Genomic DNA, 18,259 nt, shown 5'->3' with positions numbered 1-18,259 from the left:
GGTGGCGGGGTGGCGGGGTGGCGGGGTGGCGGGGTGGCGGGACGTGACGTCGCGGCGGCGGCGCGACGTGCCGAGCGCAGGAGGCGCGGGTCGCGTCAGCGGCGCGAGCGCTGCTTCCAGAAGCGGCCGGCCAGGCGCGCCAGACCGACCAGGGCCACCGACAGCACGGCGAGTGCGACGAGCAGCACGACCATGTAGAGCGCCACGGGACCGTAGCCGCCCAGCGCCTCCGGGTCGTAGAAGGGGTACGGGTAGAACGACGTGACGGCCCCACGGACGAGCGAGTACACGCTGTAGAGCACGGGCACGACGAGCCCCGTCGCCGCCGCGGACCAGGGCAGGCGGCGACCGGCGGGCAGCACGAGCCAGTCGACCAGCACGGCGACGGGCATCACCATGTGCACGACGACGTTGACCCAGGGCAGGACGCCCCCGGCCACCTCGGTCAACAACACGTTGAAGACGAGGCCGACGAACACCATGTTCACCACCGAGACGAGCCGGACGACGTCCCAGGCTCGGCTGCCGGGGCGACGACGCAGGGTGCGGACGCCGCCGACGACGAAGACCACGACGGCGAACAGGTTGCTGAGGTTCGTGAAGAACGAGAAGAAGTTGACGACGCTGTAGTCGTTCTCGAGGGTGTCCGCGAACTGGGCGGCGACGGCCACGAGGGCGAGCGCGGCGAAGGCGAACCGGTACGGGACCATGAGCTGAGCGCGCGTCATGTCCTCACCCTAGTGAGCGCGGCGGATGCGACGGCCCTCCTGCCCTCGCCCACCTGCCGCCGATGGCACCGCCGTCTGAACGTCGCACCGCGCACATCGGCGGTGCGACGTTCAGTCGGCGGTGCGACCGGAGGCGAACGTCGGGCAGGCGAACGTCGGGCAGGCGGGCTGGCGCCCGGCCGGGGTCGGACGCCGACGCGCGGGTCAGGCCTGCTCGATCTTCTCGATCAGGGTGGCCTTGGGGTACCGCGACACGTTCGTGATGCCCTTGGTCCGGGCGAGAGCGCGCAGCGCGACGAGCGTCTGTGCGTGCAGGTCGACGTGGGCGTCGTGGCCGTCGGGCAGCTGCACGGTCGTCTCGTCGACCTCGGGCAGGGGCGGGGTGTAGATCGAGCGCGGCTCGGCCGGGGCGGTGGACGACGGGGTCGACGAGGAAGTCTTCGAGGCCTGCCCGGCACCCTTCGCCGTCTTCTTCGCGTCCTTCAGGCCGCTCGCGGCGTCGTCGAGCGCGTTCTCGAGCGGCTTCACCGAGGGGCGGGCCTTCTTGGCGAGCTTCTTCGCCCGGCGCTTGGCCTCGGCGACGGCCGCCCGGGCGTCGGTGACGGCGTCCTCGGCCTTGTCGTAGGCCTTGGCGGCGGATTTCTTGAGCTTCTTCTGGTCGGCCACGGGTGAGGCCCCTCTCTCGAACGTGCGGAAATCGTGCACCAGAGCGTGGCACGGCCACCTGGGACGGTTGTCAGTCGACCTGTGGCGCCTTGTCGTTCGCCATGCGGTCCCGTTCGGCGCGCAGCGACTCGATCGTCTCGGGGTCGAGGAAGTCCACGAACGGGTTCGGCTGACCCGTCCGTGCGGCGACCACGTCGGTGTACGTGGCGGCGGCGCGGCGGACCTTCGCGGTGGCGCGACCGAGTCGTTTGGACGACGAGGACTTCGCCGTGACGACCTCGGCGTGGTGCTCGAGGGCGTCGACGAGGTCGGCGAGGGCTGTCGGGATCTTCTTGGCCATGGTCGGGGGCCTCTCGGGTGAGGGAACGGGTGGCAGGCCGTCGCGGGCCGGTCGGGACGGTCGCGGACGCGGGCCCGATCGTTGCCCGACCAGGCGAACGGCAGGTGAACGGCCCCTGGGTGCGGGATCGGCGCGGGCTAGGCTCGCCTGCCATGACGAGCGCTCGGGTGTGGCTGCTCGACCTCGACCGCGATCCGGATGCCGGGGGGCCGACGGCACCGGAGGTCGGCGACGAGCACGAACGGGCCCGTGCGGCGGCCTTCGCGGACGCGACCGACGCCCGACGGTACCTGGCGGCCCATCGTGCGCTGCGCCTCCTCGTCTCGTCCTGCACCGGCCGCGACGCTGCGAGCCTCGTCTTCGACCGGGAGCCGTGCCGGGGCTGCGGTGGTGGGCACGGTCGCCCGGTGCTGCGGACGGCGGACGACCTGCACGTGAGCCTCAGCCGGAGCGGACGCTGGGCGGCCGTGGCGCTCCGGACCGGGGCCGCCGTCGGCGTCGACGTCGAGCGGGCCCGGCCGGCCGGTGCGCTCGAGCACCTCCGGCCCGACGTGAGTCCCGAGGACGTCGACGTGGACGTGCTGCGCGCCTGGGTGCGAAAGGAGGCGCTGCTCAAGTCGACGGGGGAGGGGCTGACCACCGCGATGTCGACGATCCGGCTGTCACGGCGGCCCGACGGCACGAGGACGGACGGCCGTCGGGGGACGGTCCACGACCTCGAATCGGTCGCCGACGTCGTCCTCGCGGTCGCGGGCGACGGGCTGTCCCGCCCTGTGTTCACCGACGCGTCACCTGACGTCCTTAGCGTGCGGCCGTGAGTCAGACCCCGCCCGGCGTGATCGCCGGCTCGCCCGATGCCCCCGCGGCCCGCACCCTCGTCGACGTGCTGCGGGCGACCGCGCTCGCCCACCCCGACGCCTCGGCGCTCGAGGACGAGCGGGGTGCCCTGAGCTACGCCGAGCTCGTCGTCCGGGTCGAGGCCGCCTCGCGCGCGCTCGCCGACGCCGGGGTCGGACGCGGGGACCGCGTGGGCGTGCGCATGCCGTCGGGTGACTCGTCGCTCTACCTGACGATCCTGGCCGTCCTGGCCGCCGGGGCCGCCTACGTGCCGGTCGACGCCGACGACCCGGACGAGCGAGCCGAGCTGGTCTTCGGCGAGGCAGGCGTCGTGGGCATCGTCTCGGCGGGTGGCCGCTTCACCCCGCGCGACGCCGATCGACCCGCGAGCCTCGTGCTCGCGGCGCCGGCCGCCCACGTCAGCGGACGGGGCGCGGCGCTCGCCGACGCCGACCGGCTGCCCACCCCGGCCGACGACGCCTGGGTGATCTTCACCTCGGGCTCGACCGGCACGCCGAAGGGCGTCGCCGCGAGTCACCGTTCGGCGGCCGCCCTGGCCGACGCCGAGGCGCGGATGTTCCTGTCGTCGCCGGGCGTCGAGCCCCTCGGGCCGGGCGACCGGGTGCTGGCCGGGCTCTCGGTCGCGTTCGACGCCTCGTGCGAGGAGATGTGGCTGGCCTGGCGCAGCGGCGCCTGCCTGGTGCCGGCCCCGCGCAGCCTCGTGCGGTCCGGGGCCGACCTCGGTCCGTGGCTCGTCACGCACGGGATCACCGTCGTGTCGACCGTCCCGACGCTCGCCGCCCTCTGGCCCGACGAGGCCCTCGAGAGCGTGCGGCTGCTGATCTTCGGCGGTGAGGCGCTGCCGCCCGAGATCGTCGACCGGGTGGTCGGCGACGACCGCGAGGTGTGGAACACCTACGGGCCGACCGAGTCGACGGTCGTCGCCACGGGATCGCTGGTCCGGGCAGGCGAGACCGTGCGCATCGGGTTGCCGCTCGACGGCTGGGACGTCGCGGTCGTCGACGCGGCCGGCGAGTCCGTGGCCGAGGGTGAGATCGGCGAGCTGATCATCGGCGGCGTCGGCCTGGCCCGCTACCTCGACCCTGCCAAGGACGCCGAGAAGTACGCGCCGCACGAGCAGCTCGGCTGGGAGCGCGCCTATCGCAGCGGTGACCTGGTGCGGTTCGACCGGGCCGGGCTCGTGTTCCAGGGGCGGGCCGACGACCAGGTCAAGGTCGGCGGGCGCCGCATCGAGCTCGGTGAGATCGAGACCGCGCTGCAGGCCCTGCCCGGGGTGGGCGGCGCCGCCGCGGCGGTGCGGACCACGGCCGCCGGCAACCAGGTGCTGGTCGGCTACCTGGCCGTCGCGTCGGCCGAGGCGTTCGATCGGGGGGCCGCCCTCGTGCGCCTCCGGGACGAACTCCCGGCCGCCCTGGTGCCGCTGCTGGCGCTGGTCACCGGCGACCTGCCGACGAAGACGTCGGGCAAGATCGACCGCGACGCGCTCCCGTGGCCGTTGGTCGACGCGACGTCCGGTGGCGACGGTGCCGGTGGCGGGCCCGTCGGTGCCGGTTCGATGACCCCGGTCGAGCAGCTCGTCGCCGAACGCTGGCGCGAGGTGCTCGGCGTGCCCGTCCCCGACGCCGACGCGAACTTCTTCGACCTCGGCGGGGGATCGCTGGCCGCGGCGCAGCTCGTGGCCCGGCTCCGGGAACTCGACCCCGAGTTCACCGTCGCCGAGATCTACTCGCACCCCCGGCTCGGTGCCCTGGCCGAGGCCCTGTCCGTGGCGGACGTCGACGACGAGGCCTCGCCCGCCGACTTCCACCGGTCGGTGCCGACACCCCGACGCACGCAGTGGCTGCAGACCCTGCTCGGGGTGCCCCTCCTCGTGCTGTCGGGCGCGCGCTGGCTGACCTACGCCCTGACCGCGAGCACGGTGCTGCGCTGGTGGAGCGGCTTCGAGGCCCTGCCCGCGGTCGACGGCCGGCTGCTCGTCGTCGCGATCGTCGTGTTCGTGACCCCGCCGGGACGCATGGCGATCTCGGTGCTGGCCTCGCGCCTCCTCCTCCGGGGGGTGGAGGCGGGCGATCATCCGCGCGGCGGCAGCGTGCACCTCCGGCTCTGGCTGGCCGAGCAGGTCGCCCACCAGATCGGGGCGGTCGGACTCGCCGGCGCCCCGTGGATCAGCTACTACGCGCGTGCCCTCGGCGCCCGGATCGCGCCCGACGTCGACCTGCACGCCCTGCCACCCGTCACCGGCATGCTGCGCATCGGTCGCGGGGCGTCGGTCGAGCCCGAGGTCGACCTGGCCGGCCACTGGATCGACGGCGACGTCGTGCGCATCGGGGCGATCCGCATCGGGGCGGGCAGCACGATCGGCATGCGCAGCACCTTGCTGCCGGGCACCCGCATCGGCAAGAACGCCTCGATCGCGCCCGGGTCGGCTGTCTTCGGACGGGTGCCCTCGGGTCAGCACTGGGCCGGTTCGCCGGCCGAGCGCATCGGCCGCACCCGCGCCTGGTGGCCGGAGGATCGGCCGCCCTCGCCGACCCGCTGGTTCGTCGCCTACGGGGCGTCGGCGATCGTCGTCGCGTTGCTGCCGGTGGTCTCGGTGAGTGCAGGAGGCGCGGTCGTCGCGCTCGGTGTGCGGGGTGCGGGTTCGCTGACGGACGCGTGGTGGCGCGCCCTCGCCCTCCTGGTGCCGGGCACGCTCGTGGCCGGGCTGGTGGCCGCCGTGCTGGTCGTCGCGCTCACCCGACTCTGGGCCCTGGGGGTGACCGAGGGCACCTTCGCGGTGCGGTCGAGGGTCGGCTGGCAGGTCTGGAGCACCGAGCGCCTGCTCGATCTCTCGCGCACCCTGCTGTTCCCGCTCTACTCGAGCCTGTTCACGCCGGTCTGGCTGCGCCTGCTCGGTGCCGAGATCGGGCGTGACGTCGAGGCGTCGACCGTCCTGCTGCTGCCGTCGATGACGACCGTCCGGGACGGGGCGTTCCTGGCGGACGACACGCTCGTCGCGTCGTACGAGCTCGGCGGCGGCTGGCTGCGCGTGGCGCGGGCCGAGATCGGTCGGCGGGCGTTCCTGGGCAACTCGGGCATGACCGCCCCGGGCCACAAGGTGCCGAAGGACGGTCTGGTGGCCGTGCTCTCGTCGGCTCCGCGCAAGTCCAAGGCGGGGTCGTCGTGGCTCGGTTCACCCGCGGTGCGCCTGCGCCGCACGGTCGCCGTCGCCGACGAGACCCGCACCTTCCGCCCGGCCACGCACCTCCGGGTGGCCCGCATCGCGTGGGAGCTCAGCCGCATCGTGCCCGTCGTCGTCACCTGCGGCATCGGCCTGGGGCTGGTCGTCGGGCTGTGGGCGCTGGTCGACGCGATCGGGGTCGGCGCGACGGCCGCGGTCAGCGGCGTCGTGATGCTCGCCGTCGGGGCGGCGGCCGCCGGTGTCACGACACTCGCCAAGTGGGCGCTCGTCGGGCGCATCCGGGCCGGCGAGCACCCGCTCTGGTCGTCGTTCGTCTGGCGCAGCGAGGTGTCCGACACCTTCACCGAGATGTGCGCCGCCCCCTGGTTCGCCCACGCGGCGGCCGGCACCCCGGCCCTCGTCTGGTGGCTTCGCTCGCTCGGGGCCTCGATCGGTCGCGGCGTGTGGACCGACAGCTACTGGTTGCCCGAGGCCGACCTGGTGCGACTCGACGACGCGTCGACGGTGAATCGAGGATGCGTCGTGCAGACGCACCTGTTCCATGATCGAATCATGAGCATGGACACCGTCACCCTGGCCGCCGGCTCGACCCTCGGCCCCCACAGCGTCGTGCTGCCCTTGGCCCGTCTCGGCGAGCACGCCACCGTCGGCCCCGCCTCGCTCGTGATGCGCGGCGAGGTCGTGCCCGTCGGCAGCCGGTGGAGCGGCAACCCCATCGGGCCCTGGCGGGACGTCACGTTCGCGGACTACCACGCCGTCACCCGGTGACCGGTTCGGCGGCGACCACGGACGGCTACACACCCGAGAGCGGCAACGACGGCTACGGCGTGCGCTCGTACGACCTCGAGATCGGGTACCGCGTCGCGACGAACCGGTTGGACGGCGTCGCGACCATCACGGTCGTGCCGACCGAGGCCCGGAGCACGCTCGCGTTCGACCTGCTGCGCCTGCGTGCCGCGAAGGTGCGGGTCGACGGGCACAAGGCGCGGCACGCCCAGTCGGCGACGAAGCTGACGGTGACGCTGCCGGACGTGACCGTGCCGGGTGAGCCCGTCGAGGTCGTCGTCGAGTACTCGGGTCCTCCCGCTCCCCGTCGCACCCGCTGGGGCACCCTCGGCTGGGAGGAGTTGACCGACGGCGCCCTCGTCGCCTCGCAACCGAACGGGGCACCGACCTGGTTCCCCTGCAACGACGACCCGGCCGACAAGGCGACCTACCGGGTGCAGGTCACGACCGAGCAGCCCTACGCCGTCGTCGCCCACGGCGAGCTGACCGACCGGCACACGCGGTCCGGCCGCACGACGTGGGTCTACGAACAGCCCGAGCCCACGGCGTCGTATCTCGCGACGGTGCAGATCGGCCGCTACGAGTTGGTGCCGGTCGTGCTCGCAGGAGTGCCCGGCGTCTTCGCCGGGGTGCCCGCGATGCGGTCGCGGATCGGTCGTGACTTCGGCGAGGTGGCCGACATGATGGCCTGCTTCGTCGAGCGGTTCGGCCCGTATCCGTTCGCGTCGTACTCGGTGGTGGTCACCGACGACGACCTCGAGATCCCGCTCGAGGCCCAGGGCCTCGCCATCTTCGGGACGAACCACGCCGACGGGGCGGGCGGGTCGCGTCGGCTGATCGCGCACGAACTGGCGCACCAGTGGTTCGGCAACAGCGTGGGCCTGACGACCTGGCGCGACATCTGGCTGAACGAGGGCTTCGCCTGCTACGCCGAGTGGATCTGGTCCGAGGCCTCGGGCGGTCCGTCGGCCGCGTCGCTCGCCGCCCGGGCACACGCCCGACTGCTCGAGGCTCCGCAGGACATCGTCGTCGGCGACCCCGGCCCCGACCTGATGTTCGACGATCGCGTCTACAAGCGCGGGGCGCTCGCGGTGCAGGCGCTTCGCTCGGCGGTCGGCGACGACGCGTTCTTCGACGTGATGCGCGCCTGGACCGCCGAGTACCGGCATCACGTGGCGACCTCGGCCGACTTCGTCGCCCTCGCGACGCGCGTCTCGGGCCACCCGGTCGGGCCCCTGCTGCGCCCCTGGCTCGACGAGCGTGCCCTGCCGCCCCTGTCGTGGCGATAGCGTGACGGCATGACCGCCCCGACGCCGTCCGAGGTGCCCGTGATCGCCCTGCTGCGCGACCTCGTCGCCATCGACTCGACGAGCGGCACGCCCGGCGAGGCGGCCGTCCTCCGCCGTGTGGCGTTCGAGTTCGAGGGTGTGCAGGAGGCGCGGGTCGCCTTCGCCCCCGGGGTCGACGGTGAGCCCGCGGCCCTCCTGGTCTCGCCGACGTCCGTCGCCTCCGACAGGCCGCTGCTCGTCTTCGCGTCGCACGCCGACGTCGTGCCGGTGACCGACGCCTCGGCCTGGACCCACGACCCCTTCGCCTCGACCGTCGTCGGCGACCGCCTGCACGGACGGGGAGCCTCGGACATGAAGTCCGGTCTCGCGGCCTCGATCGTCGCCGTGCGCGACCTCCTTCGCCAGGGCGCACCCGTCGCGCTCGCCGTCTCGACGGGCGAGGAGGTCGGCTGCCTCGGTGCCCCCGCGGTCGTCGACCTGCTCGCCGGCCGCCGGGTCGGAGCCGTCGTGATCCCCGAGTCGACCGACGGGCGGGTCGTCCTCGGCCACCGCGGTGCCCTCTGGTTGACGGTGCGCACCTCGGGCGTCGCTGCGCACGGCAGCACGCCCGAACGGGGCCACAACGCGATCCTCGACCTGGTGGCGGTGCTCGGGCGTATGGACGACCTGCCGCTCTCGGCCCACGCCGACCTCGGGCGCGAGACGGTCAACGTGGGCGTCGTCTCGGGTGGCAGCGTGCCGAACATCGTGCCGGACGTCTGCGAGGCGCGCATCGACCTGCGGGTCGTCCGCGACGACGTCGGCGAGCTCGTCGCCTGGTGGCGTGGTCAGCCCGAGGTGACCGACGTCCGCGTCGACCTCGACCTGGCCGCCGTGTGGACCCCACGCGACCATCCCTGGCTCGCCGGGCTCGAGGGCCCGGTCTCGGAGGCGCCCGCCTCGTACTTCACGGACGCCTCGGTGCTCGTGCGGTCGCTCGACGACGGCGTGCCCGTCGTGGTCTGGGGCCCGGGCGACCCGACCGTCGTGCACACGGTGGACGAGTCCGTGTCGGTCGACGCGGTGCTGAGGGCGGTCGAGCAGTTCGGTCGCGTCGGCGAACGGTGGGCGGCCGAGCACTGACCGACGGTCGTCCGTCCCGTCGGCTCGGGCGGGCGCGGACGCGGGTCCGGCGGACGTGGCTCCGGCGGGCGCGGCTCAGGCGGTCGCGGGAGCCGTCGAGCGCGTGCTCTGTCGTCGGACCAGGCGGGGCGCGAACGAGACGCGCGCGCCTCCTCGTCCGCCGTCGTCGGACCCGCGCAGCGAGAGCAGCCTGAGCGCCTCGCCGGCCATGCGGTCGGTGGGCTGGGCGAGCGTCGTCAGGGCCGGGGTCACGTACGAGGCGAAGACGATGTCGTCGAAGCCCGTGACCTGCAGCTCGTCGGGCACCGACACCCCGAGCTCGCGGGCCGCCCGCAACACACCCATGGCGATCAGGTCGTCCGCGCAGACGATGGCGTCCGGGCGGTCGTCGGAGGCGAGCAGCCGGCGGGCCGCCGCGTCGCCGCTGTCGACCGAGTAGTCGCCGAGCACGACCCCGTCGCGCACCTCGCGGATGCCGAGTTCGGCCGCCCAGTGCCGGAAGCCCCGGAGGCGCAGGGTCGTCGACGAGTTCGTCAGCTCGGAGGTCACGAACGCGGCCGAGCGGGCACCGGTCTCGGCGAGGTGCGTCAGGACGAGCTTCATCGCCTCGGCGTCGTCGAGGCCGATCCAGTCGGTGCCGGCGACGTCGACCCGGCGGTCGAGCTGCACCAACGGGACGGCCCGGGCGGACGCGGCGACGGCCGCCGCGCTCTCGGTGTCGTGCACCGGGCTGACCACGATGCCGTCGACGTGTCGTTCGATCAGCGACCGCAGGTGGTCGGCCTCGACGGCGGGGTCCTGTCGCGAGTCGCAGAGGAACAACTGCTTGCCTTCTCCGTGCAGCGCGCTCTCGAGGCTGTCGACCAGGGTCGTGAAGAACGGGTTGAGGATGCTCGGCACGACCATGCCGACCGTGTCGGTGCGGCGGGTGCGCAGGGCACGGGCGATGCCGTTGCCCGAGTAGCCCAGCTCGTCGGCCGCGAGCCGCACCCGGGCCTCGACCTCGCGGCCGACCGGGCGGGACGCCGACATGACGCGGGAGACCGTCGCCGGGGAGACGCCCGCCCGGCGGGCGACGTCCGAGATGGTGACGGCGTTCATGGGCTCCTCAGGGCGCGGCCGCCGGCGGCGACGGGTGATGCCGACATCGTATCGTCCCCCCGTGGGAAAACGATTGCCCGTCCGAGATCTCTTTTACACGTCGGAAACACAAAGGTGTTGACACTCGAAACACGAAGGCGTCACTCTTGACGCAGTTCCCGACGGAAATCGATTGCCCATCGATCTCGACCCCTCCGAGATCGCCCCCTCGCCAGTCCCGCATGCTCCACCTCGTCCTCCCCAGGAAGGCTCCTCATGCCCACGACCCGTACCGTCCTCGCCGCATTCGCCGTGGGCGCCATCGCCATCGGCACCCTCGCCGGCTGCGACTCGTCCTCGACCACCGCCTCCGGTTCCGCGTCCGGCGGCTCGACCTCGACCCGCCCGGCACCCACCGACGTCCCCCAGGCGTGTGCACCCGACGGCGGCGGCACCCTGCAGCTCGGCATGGTCGACATCAACGAGCAGACCGCCTTCTTCACCCAGATGAACGAGGGCGTGCAGGACGTCGCCGACGAGGCCGGGTCCGACCTGCAGATCGTCAGCGGCGACAACGACAGCGCCACCCAGGTGTCGGGCGTCGAGAACCTCGTCGCCTCGGGCGTCGACGCGCTCATCGTCGACCCGGTCGACGCGACCGCGTTGATCCCGGCGCTCACCGCGGCGAAGGCCGCGGGCATCCCGGTCGTCGCCGCCGACGGCTCGGTCGAGGACGCCTCGGCGATCGACTCGTACGTCGGCACGGCGAACGAGGACGGCGGCGCCCAGCTCGGGAAGGCCTTCCTCGACATCACGGGCGGCGAGGGCGAGGTCGGCGTCGTCGGCGCGCTGAACAGCGCCATCCAGATCCAACGCCAGAACGGCTTCACCGACGCCGTCGAGGCCGGGGGCATGACCATCGGCACGATCGTCGACGGTCAGAACGTGAACGAGGACGCCCAGGCCGCGGCCGAGAACCTGCTGACCGGCAACCCCGACCTCGAGTACATCTACGCCACGGGCGAGCCCGCGCTGAACGGTGCCATCGCGGCGGTCAAGAGCCAGGGCGCCCAGGACCGCGTCACGATCGTCGGCTGGGACCTCTCGCCCTCGGCCGTCGAGGGTCTGCAGGACGGCTACGTCGAGGCCGTCATCCAGCAGGACACCTTCGGCTTCGGCTACGAGGCCGCTAAGGCCGCGATCAACCTGGCCTGCGGCACCGCCGAGGTGCCGGCGACCGTCGACGTGCCGATCACGATCGTCACGCCCGACAACCTGGCCGACTTCTCGTACTACCTGGAGGGCTGATGACCGACGTCACCACCGGCGACCTGCTCGTCGAACTCGAGGGCATCCGCAAGTCGTACGGCGCCGTCGACGTCCTGCGCGGCGTCGACCTGCGCCTCGCGCGCGGCGAGGTGCTCGGCCTGGTCGGCGACAACGGCGCCGGCAAGTCCACCCTGATGAAGGTGCTCGCCGGTTCGGTCCAGCACGACGGCGGCTGCATCAGCATCAAGGGCAAGGAGGTGCGGTTCCAGTCCCCGAGTGACGCCCAGGCCGAGGACATCGGCATCGTCTACCAGGACCTCGCCCTCTGCGACAGCCTCAACGTCGCCGCCAACCTGTTCCTCGGCCGCGAGCCGCGGGTCGGTCCCTTCCTCAAGGTCGGGGCGATGCACGCCGAGGCGACGGCCGTGCTCAAGGAGTTCGGCGTCCGCGTGACGTCCACGCACCAGCTGATCTCGCAGCTGTCGGGTGGTCAGCGCCAGTCGGTCGCCATCGCGCGCGCCGCGTCGGTCGACCCCGACGTCCTGATCCTTGACGAGCCGACCGCCGCCCTCGCCGTCACCGAGGTCGAGTCGGTGCTGCGCCTCATCAAGGAGGTCGCGGCCCGAGGGGTCGGCGTCATCCTGATCACCCACCGGCTGCAGGACCTCTTCCGGGTCTGCGACCGCATCACCGTGATGTACGAGGGGCGCAGCGTCGACGACGCCCGCATCGACGACCTCACCATCGAGTCGCTCGTCGACATGATCACCCGTGAAGGGAGCGCTGCCGCATGACCGCGACGACCTCTGACCCCACCCGCACCGACGGCCCCGAGCCGGGTCGCGGACACGGCTCCACCGACGTGCGCGAGCGCCGCTGGGAAGCCCTGCAACGCGTCAACAAGTCCACCCTGCTGATGCTCGTCGTGACGCTCGTCGTCATCGTCGTCTTCTCGGTGGCGACCCCGACCTTCCTCACCGGCACGAACCTGCGGAACGTCGCCGTGCAGGTCGCCCCTGCGGCGATCGTGGCCGTCGCGATGACCTTCGTCATCACGGCGGGCATGATCGACCTCTCGGTCGGGTCGACGCTCGCGCTGGTGTCGGTGATCGGGGCGGTCCTGCTGCGGGCCGGTCTCGAGTCGGTCCTGGTGATCGTCATCTGCCTGGCCGTCGGAGCCTTCTGCGGGTTGGTCAACGGCTGGTTCTCGAGTTACCAGGGCATCCCGTCCTTCATCGTCACCTTGGCCACCATGTCGATCGTGCGGGGCGTCGCCCTGCTGATCACGAAGGGCTACTCGATCGCCATCGGCTCGGGGCTGATCTTCGCCCAGGTCGGTCAGGGCCGGCTGTTCGGGCTCGGGTACCCGGCCTGGCTCGCGCTGATCATCGTCGGCGTCGGCATCGTGGGGCTGCAGCGCATGCGGTTCGGCCAGTACATCACCGGCATCGGCTCGAACGAGGAGTCGGTCCGCCGGGCGGGCGTCGACACGCGCTTCGTCAAGATGATGGCCCTCGTGCTCAGCGGCACGGCGGCCGGCGCGGCCGGCATCATCACCGCGGCCCGACTGGGGTCGGGCGACGCCAACTCGGGCGTCGACTTCGCCATGACGGTGATCACCGCCGTCGTGATCGGCGGCACGAACCTGCTCGGCGGCAAGGGCAGCGTCATCGGCACGGCGATCGGGGCCATCCTCACCGGCGTCATCACCAACGGGCTCACGCTGCTCGGCCTGAGCCCCTACATCGTGCCCATCGTGACCGGCAGCCTCCTGATCATCGTCATCTGGATCAACCTGCGGGGCGGCTCGTTCACCGACCTGGTGCGCAAGCGGGTGACTCGATGAGCCGCGTCGGAGGCTTCGGCGCCGAGACGACCACCGTCGTCGACGTGCAGACGGTCACCGGTCCCGTGCCGAGCGACCGCCTCGGCTACACGCTGCCGCACGAGCACCTGATCAACAGCATCGAGGAGGGCGGACTCGAACCCGACCCCGACTTCCCCGAGCTGTTCGACGCCCCGGTCACTCCCGAGATCGCCTGGTTGCTGCGCGACCGTCCGCTCGCCTGCCGCGACAACTGCGTGCTCGACGGCGACGACGACGCGGTCGACGAGCTCGTGGCCTTCCGCGAGCTCGGCGGCAGCACGGTCGTCGAGCTGACCTCGGACGGACAGGGGCGCGACCCCCGCCGTCTCGCCGAGATCTCGCGTCGCAGCGGGGTCACCGTCATCACCGGAGGCGGCTGGTACCTCGAGCGGTTCCACCCCGAGGCCACGGGCCGCGACACCGTCGACGACCTGGCCTCGCGTCTGGTCGCGCAGTACCGGGCCGACCCGGCCGAGACCGGGCTGCCCCGGTCGGGCGTGATCGGCGAGATCGGCGTCTCACCCGGCTTCACCGAGCGCGAGGAGCGCTCGCTGCGCGCGGCCTGCCGCCTGCAACGCGAGACCGGCCTGCCGATGTTCGTGCACCTGCCCGGCTTCGTCCGGCACGGCGGCCGCGTGCTCGACGTCGTGCTGCGCGACGAGGGCGTCGACCCCACCGCGGTCGTCCTCTGCCACATGGACCCGTCCGGCAGCGACCCCGACTACCAACGCAGCCTCGCCGAGCGCGGGGTCTGGCTCGAGTTCGACATGATCGGCATGCCGTACCGCTTCTCCCTGCCGGGCGAGGGGCAGTCGCCCTCGCCGGTCGAGACGGCCACGGCGATCGCCCGCCTGGCCTCGGCCGGGTTCGGCCGCCGTCTGCTGTTCAGCCACGACCTCTTCCTGAAGAGCATGTTGCGCAAGCACGGGGGCAACGGCCTCTCGTACGTCCCCGCGGTGTTCCTCGACCGGCTGACCGACCTCGGCGTCGACGCCGAGATCGTGCACGGCGTCGGCACCCGCAACGTCCGCGACCTCTTCGAGGGCGCCGCCCTGACCCGCTGAGGGGCGACGTCGCGGCACCGAGCCGCGCGCGCCTCCTCGTCCCGAACCGTCCCGTCACCACCGGAAGGCACCACCATGTCCCGCATCCTCATCGCCGGCGAGAGCTGGATCACCGCGACCACCCACACCAAGGGCGTCGACGAGTTCACCGCCCACTCGTACACCGAGGGCGTCGCGCAGCTGCGCACGGCCCTGCAGGCCGGCGGTCACGAGGTCGTCCACCTGCCCGCCCACCTCGTCGCCACCGACTTCCCCGAGACGCAGGAGGCGCTGGACGCCTACGACGTCGTGGTGCTGTCCGACATCGGCGTCAACTCGCTGCAGCTCGCGCCCGCCGTCTTCGAGAAGAGCATCCCGGGTCGGGACCGCGTCCGTGAACTCGCCCGCTGGGTCGAGGCCGGAGGCGCGCTGCTGATGATCGGCGGCTACCTGTCGTTCTCGGGCTGGCAGGGCCGCGCGGGCTACGCCCGCACCGAGATCGCCGACGTGCTGCCGGTCGAGATGCTGATCGGCGACGACCGCGTCGAGCGCCCGGCCGGCGTCGTCGCCACCGTCCTCGACGCCGAGCACCCCGCCCTCGGCGGCGCGGGCACCGAGTGGCCGCTGCTGCTCGGCTACAACCGCACCGTCGTGAAGCCGGGCGCGGTCGAGCTCGCCCGTCTCGACGGCGACCCGCTCGTCGTCGTCGGCGAGGCCGGCGCGGGACGCACCGCGGTGTTCACGAGCGACTGCTCGCCGCACTGGGCGCCGCCGGCGTTCTGCGAGGAGTGGGACGGCTACGCCCGGGTGTTCAACGGCATCGTGTCGTGGCTGACCGGCCGCTGACGGTGGCGGGCACGACCCGGCCCGAGGGTGCCGGCGCGGGCCGGGCGGGGGCGCTCGTCGACCGCTGCTCGGCCGAGCTCGACGCCTCGGCGTCGGTGCCGCTGCTCGCCCGGATGGCCGACGGCACGCTCGACGACCCCACCTTCGGTCGCTACCTCGCGATCGAGCAGGCGTTCGTCCGCACGGCGGCCCGTCTCGCAGGCTACTGCCTCTGGCAGCAGCCGGAGTGGTCCCGCGCCGAGCGCCACGCCGAGGCCGTCGCCGACCTCGTCGGTCCGCAGAGCCGGTACTTCGAGCGGTTGCTCTCGACGCGACCGGTCGACGACGCGACGTCGAGCGACCTGCTGCGCCGCGCCTCCGTCCTCGAGGGGGCGGTGACGGCGGCCCTCGCCGAGGGCGGTTACGCCGGGGTCGTCACCAGCCTCGCGGCGGCCGAGACGCTCTACCTGCGGTGGTGCACGCGGGCGGCCGAGCGGCCGGTGCCCCGACCGGACGACGTTCAACGGTGGATCGAGCTGCACGTCACCGACGGCTTCCGCGCCCAGGTGGACTTCCTGCACCAGCTGGTCGACGAGCTGCCCGCCGACGTGACCGACGCCCGACTGGACGCCTGGTTCGTCGGCATGCTGCGCGCCGAGGACGCGTTCCACGCGAGTGCCCTCGTCGAGGGGGCCGCATGACCGGCCCGGTCGACGGGCCGACCGACCGCCCGGTCGGCCCGGCCGTCGTCGACCTGCGCGCCGTCGAGGCCCGTCTCGCCGCGGCCGGCATCGCCTCCGAACGGGTGGCCGTCGGACCCGACGCCGTCGTGGTCGTCTCGTCGTACGGCGGCCGCGTCTACGGCCCCTTCTTCGCCGAGGGCGAGGCCGAGAACTGGCTGCCCGACGCGTTCGCCGACGACGACGCCTTCGGTGCGCTGGTCGACTCGGGCGACTGGAACGTCGGCGGCGACCGGGTCTGGATCGGCCCCGAGATCGCCTACATGATCCGCGACCGCAGCGACTACTGGGGCAGCTACGAGATGCCGCCGTCGCTCGACCCCGGCCGCCACGACCTCCGCCGCACGGGCGACCGCGTGACGCTGTCGCGGGTCGCCGAGCTCGAGGCGTTCACGGAGCCGACGGGGCTCGTGCGGGCCGACCTGACGCTCGTCGTGCGTCCGGCGGCCCACCCGCTGCGACACCTGCGCGGGGCGTCGGCCGGGGGCCCCGGCGGCGCACCGCTCGTCGACGCCGTCGAGTACGGCGGCTACGTGACGGAGGTGCGGCTCGGCATCACCTCGGACGGCGCGCACGAGGCCGAGTCGTGGATGCTCGACCAGGTGCGGGCGGGCGGCACGGCGTTCGTCGCGGCCGTGCCCGACACCCAGGTGACCGACTACTACGAGCCGGTCGGCGAGCTGCTCGCCGAGGTGCCCGGCGGCGTCGCCGTGTCGCTGACCGGTGCCGACCGCTTCAAGATCGGCTTCGCGGCACCGCACGTCACCGGACGCGTCGGGTACGTGCGCACGGTCGGCGACCCGGCCGACGACCGTGCCGTGCTCTTCGTGCGCGGCAGCCACAGCGACCCGTCGGCCGAGTACTCGGAGGAGCCCGACCCGTCCCCGGGGGTCCGGGGCGACTCGCTGCACCTGTACGACGACGACGGCGGGCTCGGCGGGTTCGCCGAGATCGAGGCCCGGGGCACGCCCGTCCTCGGCCCGCGTCCCGAGGCGGTCACCGACCGGTTCGCCAGCTGGTGGTTCCGGGGGAGCACGGACGACGTCGCCCGCGTGGCCCAGCACCTGCTCGGGGTGCCCGTCGCGACGGTGGCGCGGGCCGTGCGGGGGGCCGCACCGCGCCCCCTCGGTCCGTCGGCCGCGTCGCCCGACGCCTTCCCGGCCACGTCGCCGACCGCCACGTCGGGCCCGTCCCCGTCACCCACCCCCGAGCCGTCCCCGAGAGGAACGACATGACCCACGACATCGACCCGGCCGCGGCGCAGCGCGCGGACCGCGCCTACGACGACCTCGTCGCCCTGGTGCAGCACGGCCCCCGGTTCCACGGCACCGCAGGCATCGCGGCCGCCGCCGACTGGCTCGAGCAGCGGCTGACCGCGGTCGGGTGGCCGGTCGCCCGGCAGCCCGTGACGCTGCCCGGCTGGCAGCCGGGCAGCGTGCACCGGGTCGCGGTGCACCGGCCGATCGTCCGCGAGCTGCCCGCCTGGCCGATGCTCTGGAGCGGGTCGACCGGCGGCCCGCGCCGGGGCACGGTCGAGGCCGTCGGCCCGCAGGGACTCTGGGGCGACTCGATGGTCTGGCAGAAGTTCGTCGTCCGGAGTGACGACGGCGACGTGGTGGCCTACCTGCACGCCCGCGACGACGGACCCGCGGCCCCGCAGCCGCTGCCCTCCGGGTCGGACCACGACGTGGCCCATCTCGCGATCGGCCGCGTCGACGGTCTGCAGCTGACCGAGTGGATCGCCGACGGCAAGCCCGTCGAGCTCGAGGTCGAGGCCGACGGTGGCCCGGTCGACGCCGCGACGAGCGACAACCTGATCGTCGACGTGCCCGGCACGGGCGACGGGTCCGTGTTGCTCTGTGCGCACTACGACACGTTCTTCAACACGGTCGGCGCGTACGACAACGGCAGCGGCACGATCGCCCTGCTGCAGCTCGCCGAGCGGTGGGCGGCGGCCCCGCCGGTCGCGTCGGTCCGCCTCGTCTTCTTCACCGCCGAGGAGTGGCACCTGGGCGGGTCCCGGCACTTCGTCGACAGCGCCTCGGCCGACGAGCTCGACGCGATCGACTACGTGCTCAACGTCGACGGGCTCGGTCGCGGGTCGTTCGTCGAGGCGTTCGGGGCACCCGAGGCGTTCTCGACGGCGTTCCGCGGGGCGCTGCTGCAGCACGCCGCGGTCACCCGGCCCGACCTCGAGCTGGTCACCCGGTTCCCGCCGACGACCGGCACCGACGACGCGTCGTTCTACCGCGCGGGCGTGCCCAGCGCGTTCCTCACCTTCAACGACCTGCACCGCCTGCACCAACCCGACGACGAGCCGAACCGCGGCATCGCGGCGAACGTCGCGTGGACCGTGCCGCTCGTCGAGCACCTCGTGGCGAGCCTGGCGCGACCGACGCGGGCCGCGCCTCCCGGGGTGTTGTAGGCCCCGGGCGGGCCGGCCGGGCCGGGCGGGCCGGGTGCCG

General features: G+C 73.3%; 16 protein-coding genes. 12 read left to right on the top strand and 4 right to left on the bottom strand.

Annotated features, from left to right (window positions below; genetic code table 11):
• Positions 1 to 95: 95 nt before the first annotated feature.
• The 3 genes from SZ60_RS02205 to SZ60_RS02195 all read right to left on the bottom strand — a co-directional run bounded on the left by SZ60_RS02205 (position 96) and on the right by SZ60_RS02195 (position 1,734).
• Positions 96 to 728 carry a Pr6Pr family membrane protein gene (locus SZ60_RS02205; RefSeq protein WP_043593278.1) on the bottom strand — a complete coding sequence of 211 codons (633 nt, stop codon included), beginning with the start codon at positions 726 to 728 and terminating at the stop codon, positions 96 to 98.
• Between the two features lie 204 nt (positions 729 to 932).
• A complete protein-coding gene (locus SZ60_RS02200; protein WP_197073478.1) occupies positions 933 to 1,394 on the bottom strand; it encodes a Rho termination factor N-terminal domain-containing protein in 462 nt (153 codons plus the stop codon).
• Positions 1,395 to 1,464: 70 nt separating this feature from the next.
• Positions 1,465 to 1,734, bottom strand: a complete 270-nt coding sequence (locus SZ60_RS02195; protein ID WP_043593274.1) for a hypothetical protein — start codon at positions 1,732 to 1,734, stop codon at positions 1,465 to 1,467.
• A gap of 152 nt (positions 1,735 to 1,886) precedes the next feature.
• Between SZ60_RS02195 and SZ60_RS02190 the strand changes: the two genes are divergently transcribed.
• Genes SZ60_RS02190 through SZ60_RS02175 form a run of 4 tightly spaced genes read left to right on the top strand, consistent with a single transcriptional unit; the run spans position 1,887 to position 8,970 of the window.
• Positions 1,887 to 2,552: a 4'-phosphopantetheinyl transferase superfamily protein gene (locus SZ60_RS02190; RefSeq protein ID WP_156155451.1), complete on the top strand. Its 666-nt coding sequence runs from the start codon at positions 1,887 to 1,889 to the stop codon at positions 2,550 to 2,552.
• A complete protein-coding gene (locus tag SZ60_RS02185) occupies positions 2,549 to 6,541 on the top strand; it encodes a Pls/PosA family non-ribosomal peptide synthetase (RefSeq protein ID WP_043593272.1) in 3,993 nt (1,330 codons plus the stop codon). The genes SZ60_RS02190 and SZ60_RS02185 overlap by 4 nt, the downstream gene beginning before the upstream one ends.
• Positions 6,538 to 7,848, top strand: a complete 1,311-nt coding sequence (locus SZ60_RS02180) for a M1 family metallopeptidase (RefSeq protein ID WP_043593270.1) — start codon at positions 6,538 to 6,540, stop codon at positions 7,846 to 7,848. Before SZ60_RS02185 ends, SZ60_RS02180 begins: the two co-directional genes overlap by 4 nt.
• Positions 7,849 to 7,857: 9 nt before the next feature.
• Positions 7,858 to 8,970, top strand: a complete 1,113-nt coding sequence (locus SZ60_RS02175; protein ID WP_043593268.1) for a M20 family metallopeptidase — start codon at positions 7,858 to 7,860, stop codon at positions 8,968 to 8,970.
• Positions 8,971 to 9,045: 75 nt separating this feature from the next.
• Here SZ60_RS02175 and SZ60_RS02170 read toward each other — a convergent pair whose 3' ends face one another.
• Positions 9,046 to 10,071 (bottom strand): LacI family DNA-binding transcriptional regulator, encoded by a 1,026-nt coding sequence (locus SZ60_RS02170; protein ID WP_043593267.1) that lies wholly within the window; start codon positions 10,069 to 10,071, stop codon positions 9,046 to 9,048.
• 255 nt (positions 10,072 to 10,326) lie between these two features.
• Here SZ60_RS02170 and SZ60_RS02165 point away from each other — a divergent pair, with 255 nt between their 5' ends.
• The 8 genes from SZ60_RS02165 to SZ60_RS02125 all read left to right on the top strand — a co-directional run bounded on the left by SZ60_RS02165 (position 10,327) and on the right by SZ60_RS02125 (position 18,219).
• A complete protein-coding gene (locus SZ60_RS02165; RefSeq protein WP_043593266.1) occupies positions 10,327 to 11,358 on the top strand; it encodes a substrate-binding domain-containing protein in 1,032 nt (343 codons plus the stop codon).
• Entirely contained in the window at positions 11,358 to 12,113 is a 756-nt protein-coding gene (locus tag SZ60_RS02160) for an ATP-binding cassette domain-containing protein (protein WP_043593264.1), read from the top strand. Before SZ60_RS02165 ends, SZ60_RS02160 begins: the two co-directional genes overlap by 1 nt.
• Complete coding sequence (locus SZ60_RS02155) at positions 12,110 to 13,165, top strand: ABC transporter permease (protein WP_052505095.1); 1,056 nt, start codon at positions 12,110 to 12,112, stop codon at positions 13,163 to 13,165. Before SZ60_RS02160 ends, SZ60_RS02155 begins: the two co-directional genes overlap by 4 nt.
• Positions 13,162 to 14,250, top strand: coding sequence for a phosphotriesterase (locus SZ60_RS02150; protein WP_043593263.1), 1,089 nt, complete (start codon positions 13,162 to 13,164; stop codon positions 14,248 to 14,250). Before SZ60_RS02155 ends, SZ60_RS02150 begins: the two co-directional genes overlap by 4 nt.
• Before the next feature lie 75 nt (positions 14,251 to 14,325).
• A complete protein-coding gene (locus SZ60_RS02145) occupies positions 14,326 to 15,075 on the top strand; it encodes a glutamine amidotransferase (RefSeq protein ID WP_043593262.1) in 750 nt (249 codons plus the stop codon).
• Positions 15,057 to 15,755: a TenA family protein gene (locus SZ60_RS16245; RefSeq protein WP_052505094.1), complete on the top strand. Its 699-nt coding sequence runs from the start codon at positions 15,057 to 15,059 to the stop codon at positions 15,753 to 15,755. Before SZ60_RS02145 ends, SZ60_RS16245 begins: the two co-directional genes overlap by 19 nt.
• Entirely contained in the window at positions 15,752 to 17,029 is a 1,278-nt protein-coding gene (locus SZ60_RS02135) for a hypothetical protein (RefSeq protein ID WP_043593261.1), read from the top strand. The genes SZ60_RS16245 and SZ60_RS02135 overlap by 4 nt, the downstream gene beginning before the upstream one ends.
• Positions 17,026 to 18,219 carry a M28 family metallopeptidase gene (locus SZ60_RS02125; protein ID WP_052505093.1) on the top strand — a complete coding sequence of 398 codons (1,194 nt, stop codon included), beginning with the start codon at positions 17,026 to 17,028 and terminating at the stop codon, positions 18,217 to 18,219. Before SZ60_RS02135 ends, SZ60_RS02125 begins: the two co-directional genes overlap by 4 nt.
• Positions 18,220 to 18,259: the final 40 nt, after the last annotated feature.

The sequence above is a fragment of the Frigoribacterium sp. MEB024 genome (assembly GCF_000878135.1).
Lineage (GTDB): Bacteria > Actinomycetota > Actinomycetes > Actinomycetales > Microbacteriaceae > Frigoribacterium.
Note: the sequence above shows the minus strand (reverse complement) of the source record. Positions and strands in the feature narration are given on the sequence as shown.

What these genes read in the sequence shown, in the direction of transcription:
- SZ60_RS02125 (WP_052505093.1), top strand. Translation starts at nt 17,026, where the DNA reads ATGACCCACGACATCGACCCGGCCGCGGCGCAGCGCGCGGACCGCGCC.
- SZ60_RS02190 (WP_156155451.1), top strand. Translation starts at nt 1,887, where the DNA reads ATGACGAGCGCTCGGGTGTGGCTGCTCGACCTCGACCGCGATCCGGAT.
- SZ60_RS02195 (WP_043593274.1), bottom strand. Translation starts at nt 1,734, where the DNA reads ATGGCCAAGAAGATCCCGACAGCCCTCGCCGACCTCGTCGACGCCCTC.
- SZ60_RS02155 (WP_052505095.1), top strand. Translation starts at nt 12,110, where the DNA reads ATGACCGCGACGACCTCTGACCCCACCCGCACCGACGGCCCCGAGCCG.
- SZ60_RS02135 (WP_043593261.1), top strand. Translation starts at nt 15,752, where the DNA reads ATGACCGGCCCGGTCGACGGGCCGACCGACCGCCCGGTCGGCCCGGCC.
- SZ60_RS02175 (WP_043593268.1), top strand. Translation starts at nt 7,858, where the DNA reads ATGACCGCCCCGACGCCGTCCGAGGTGCCCGTGATCGCCCTGCTGCGC.
- SZ60_RS02170 (WP_043593267.1), bottom strand. Translation starts at nt 10,071, where the DNA reads ATGAACGCCGTCACCATCTCGGACGTCGCCCGCCGGGCGGGCGTCTCC.
- SZ60_RS02160 (WP_043593264.1), top strand. Translation starts at nt 11,358, where the DNA reads ATGACCGACGTCACCACCGGCGACCTGCTCGTCGAACTCGAGGGCATC.
- SZ60_RS02205 (WP_043593278.1), bottom strand. Translation starts at nt 728, where the DNA reads ATGACGCGCGCTCAGCTCATGGTCCCGTACCGGTTCGCCTTCGCCGCG.
- SZ60_RS02145 (WP_043593262.1), top strand. Translation starts at nt 14,326, where the DNA reads ATGTCCCGCATCCTCATCGCCGGCGAGAGCTGGATCACCGCGACCACC.
- SZ60_RS02150 (WP_043593263.1), top strand. Translation starts at nt 13,162, where the DNA reads ATGAGCCGCGTCGGAGGCTTCGGCGCCGAGACGACCACCGTCGTCGAC.
- SZ60_RS02165 (WP_043593266.1), top strand. Translation starts at nt 10,327, where the DNA reads ATGCCCACGACCCGTACCGTCCTCGCCGCATTCGCCGTGGGCGCCATC.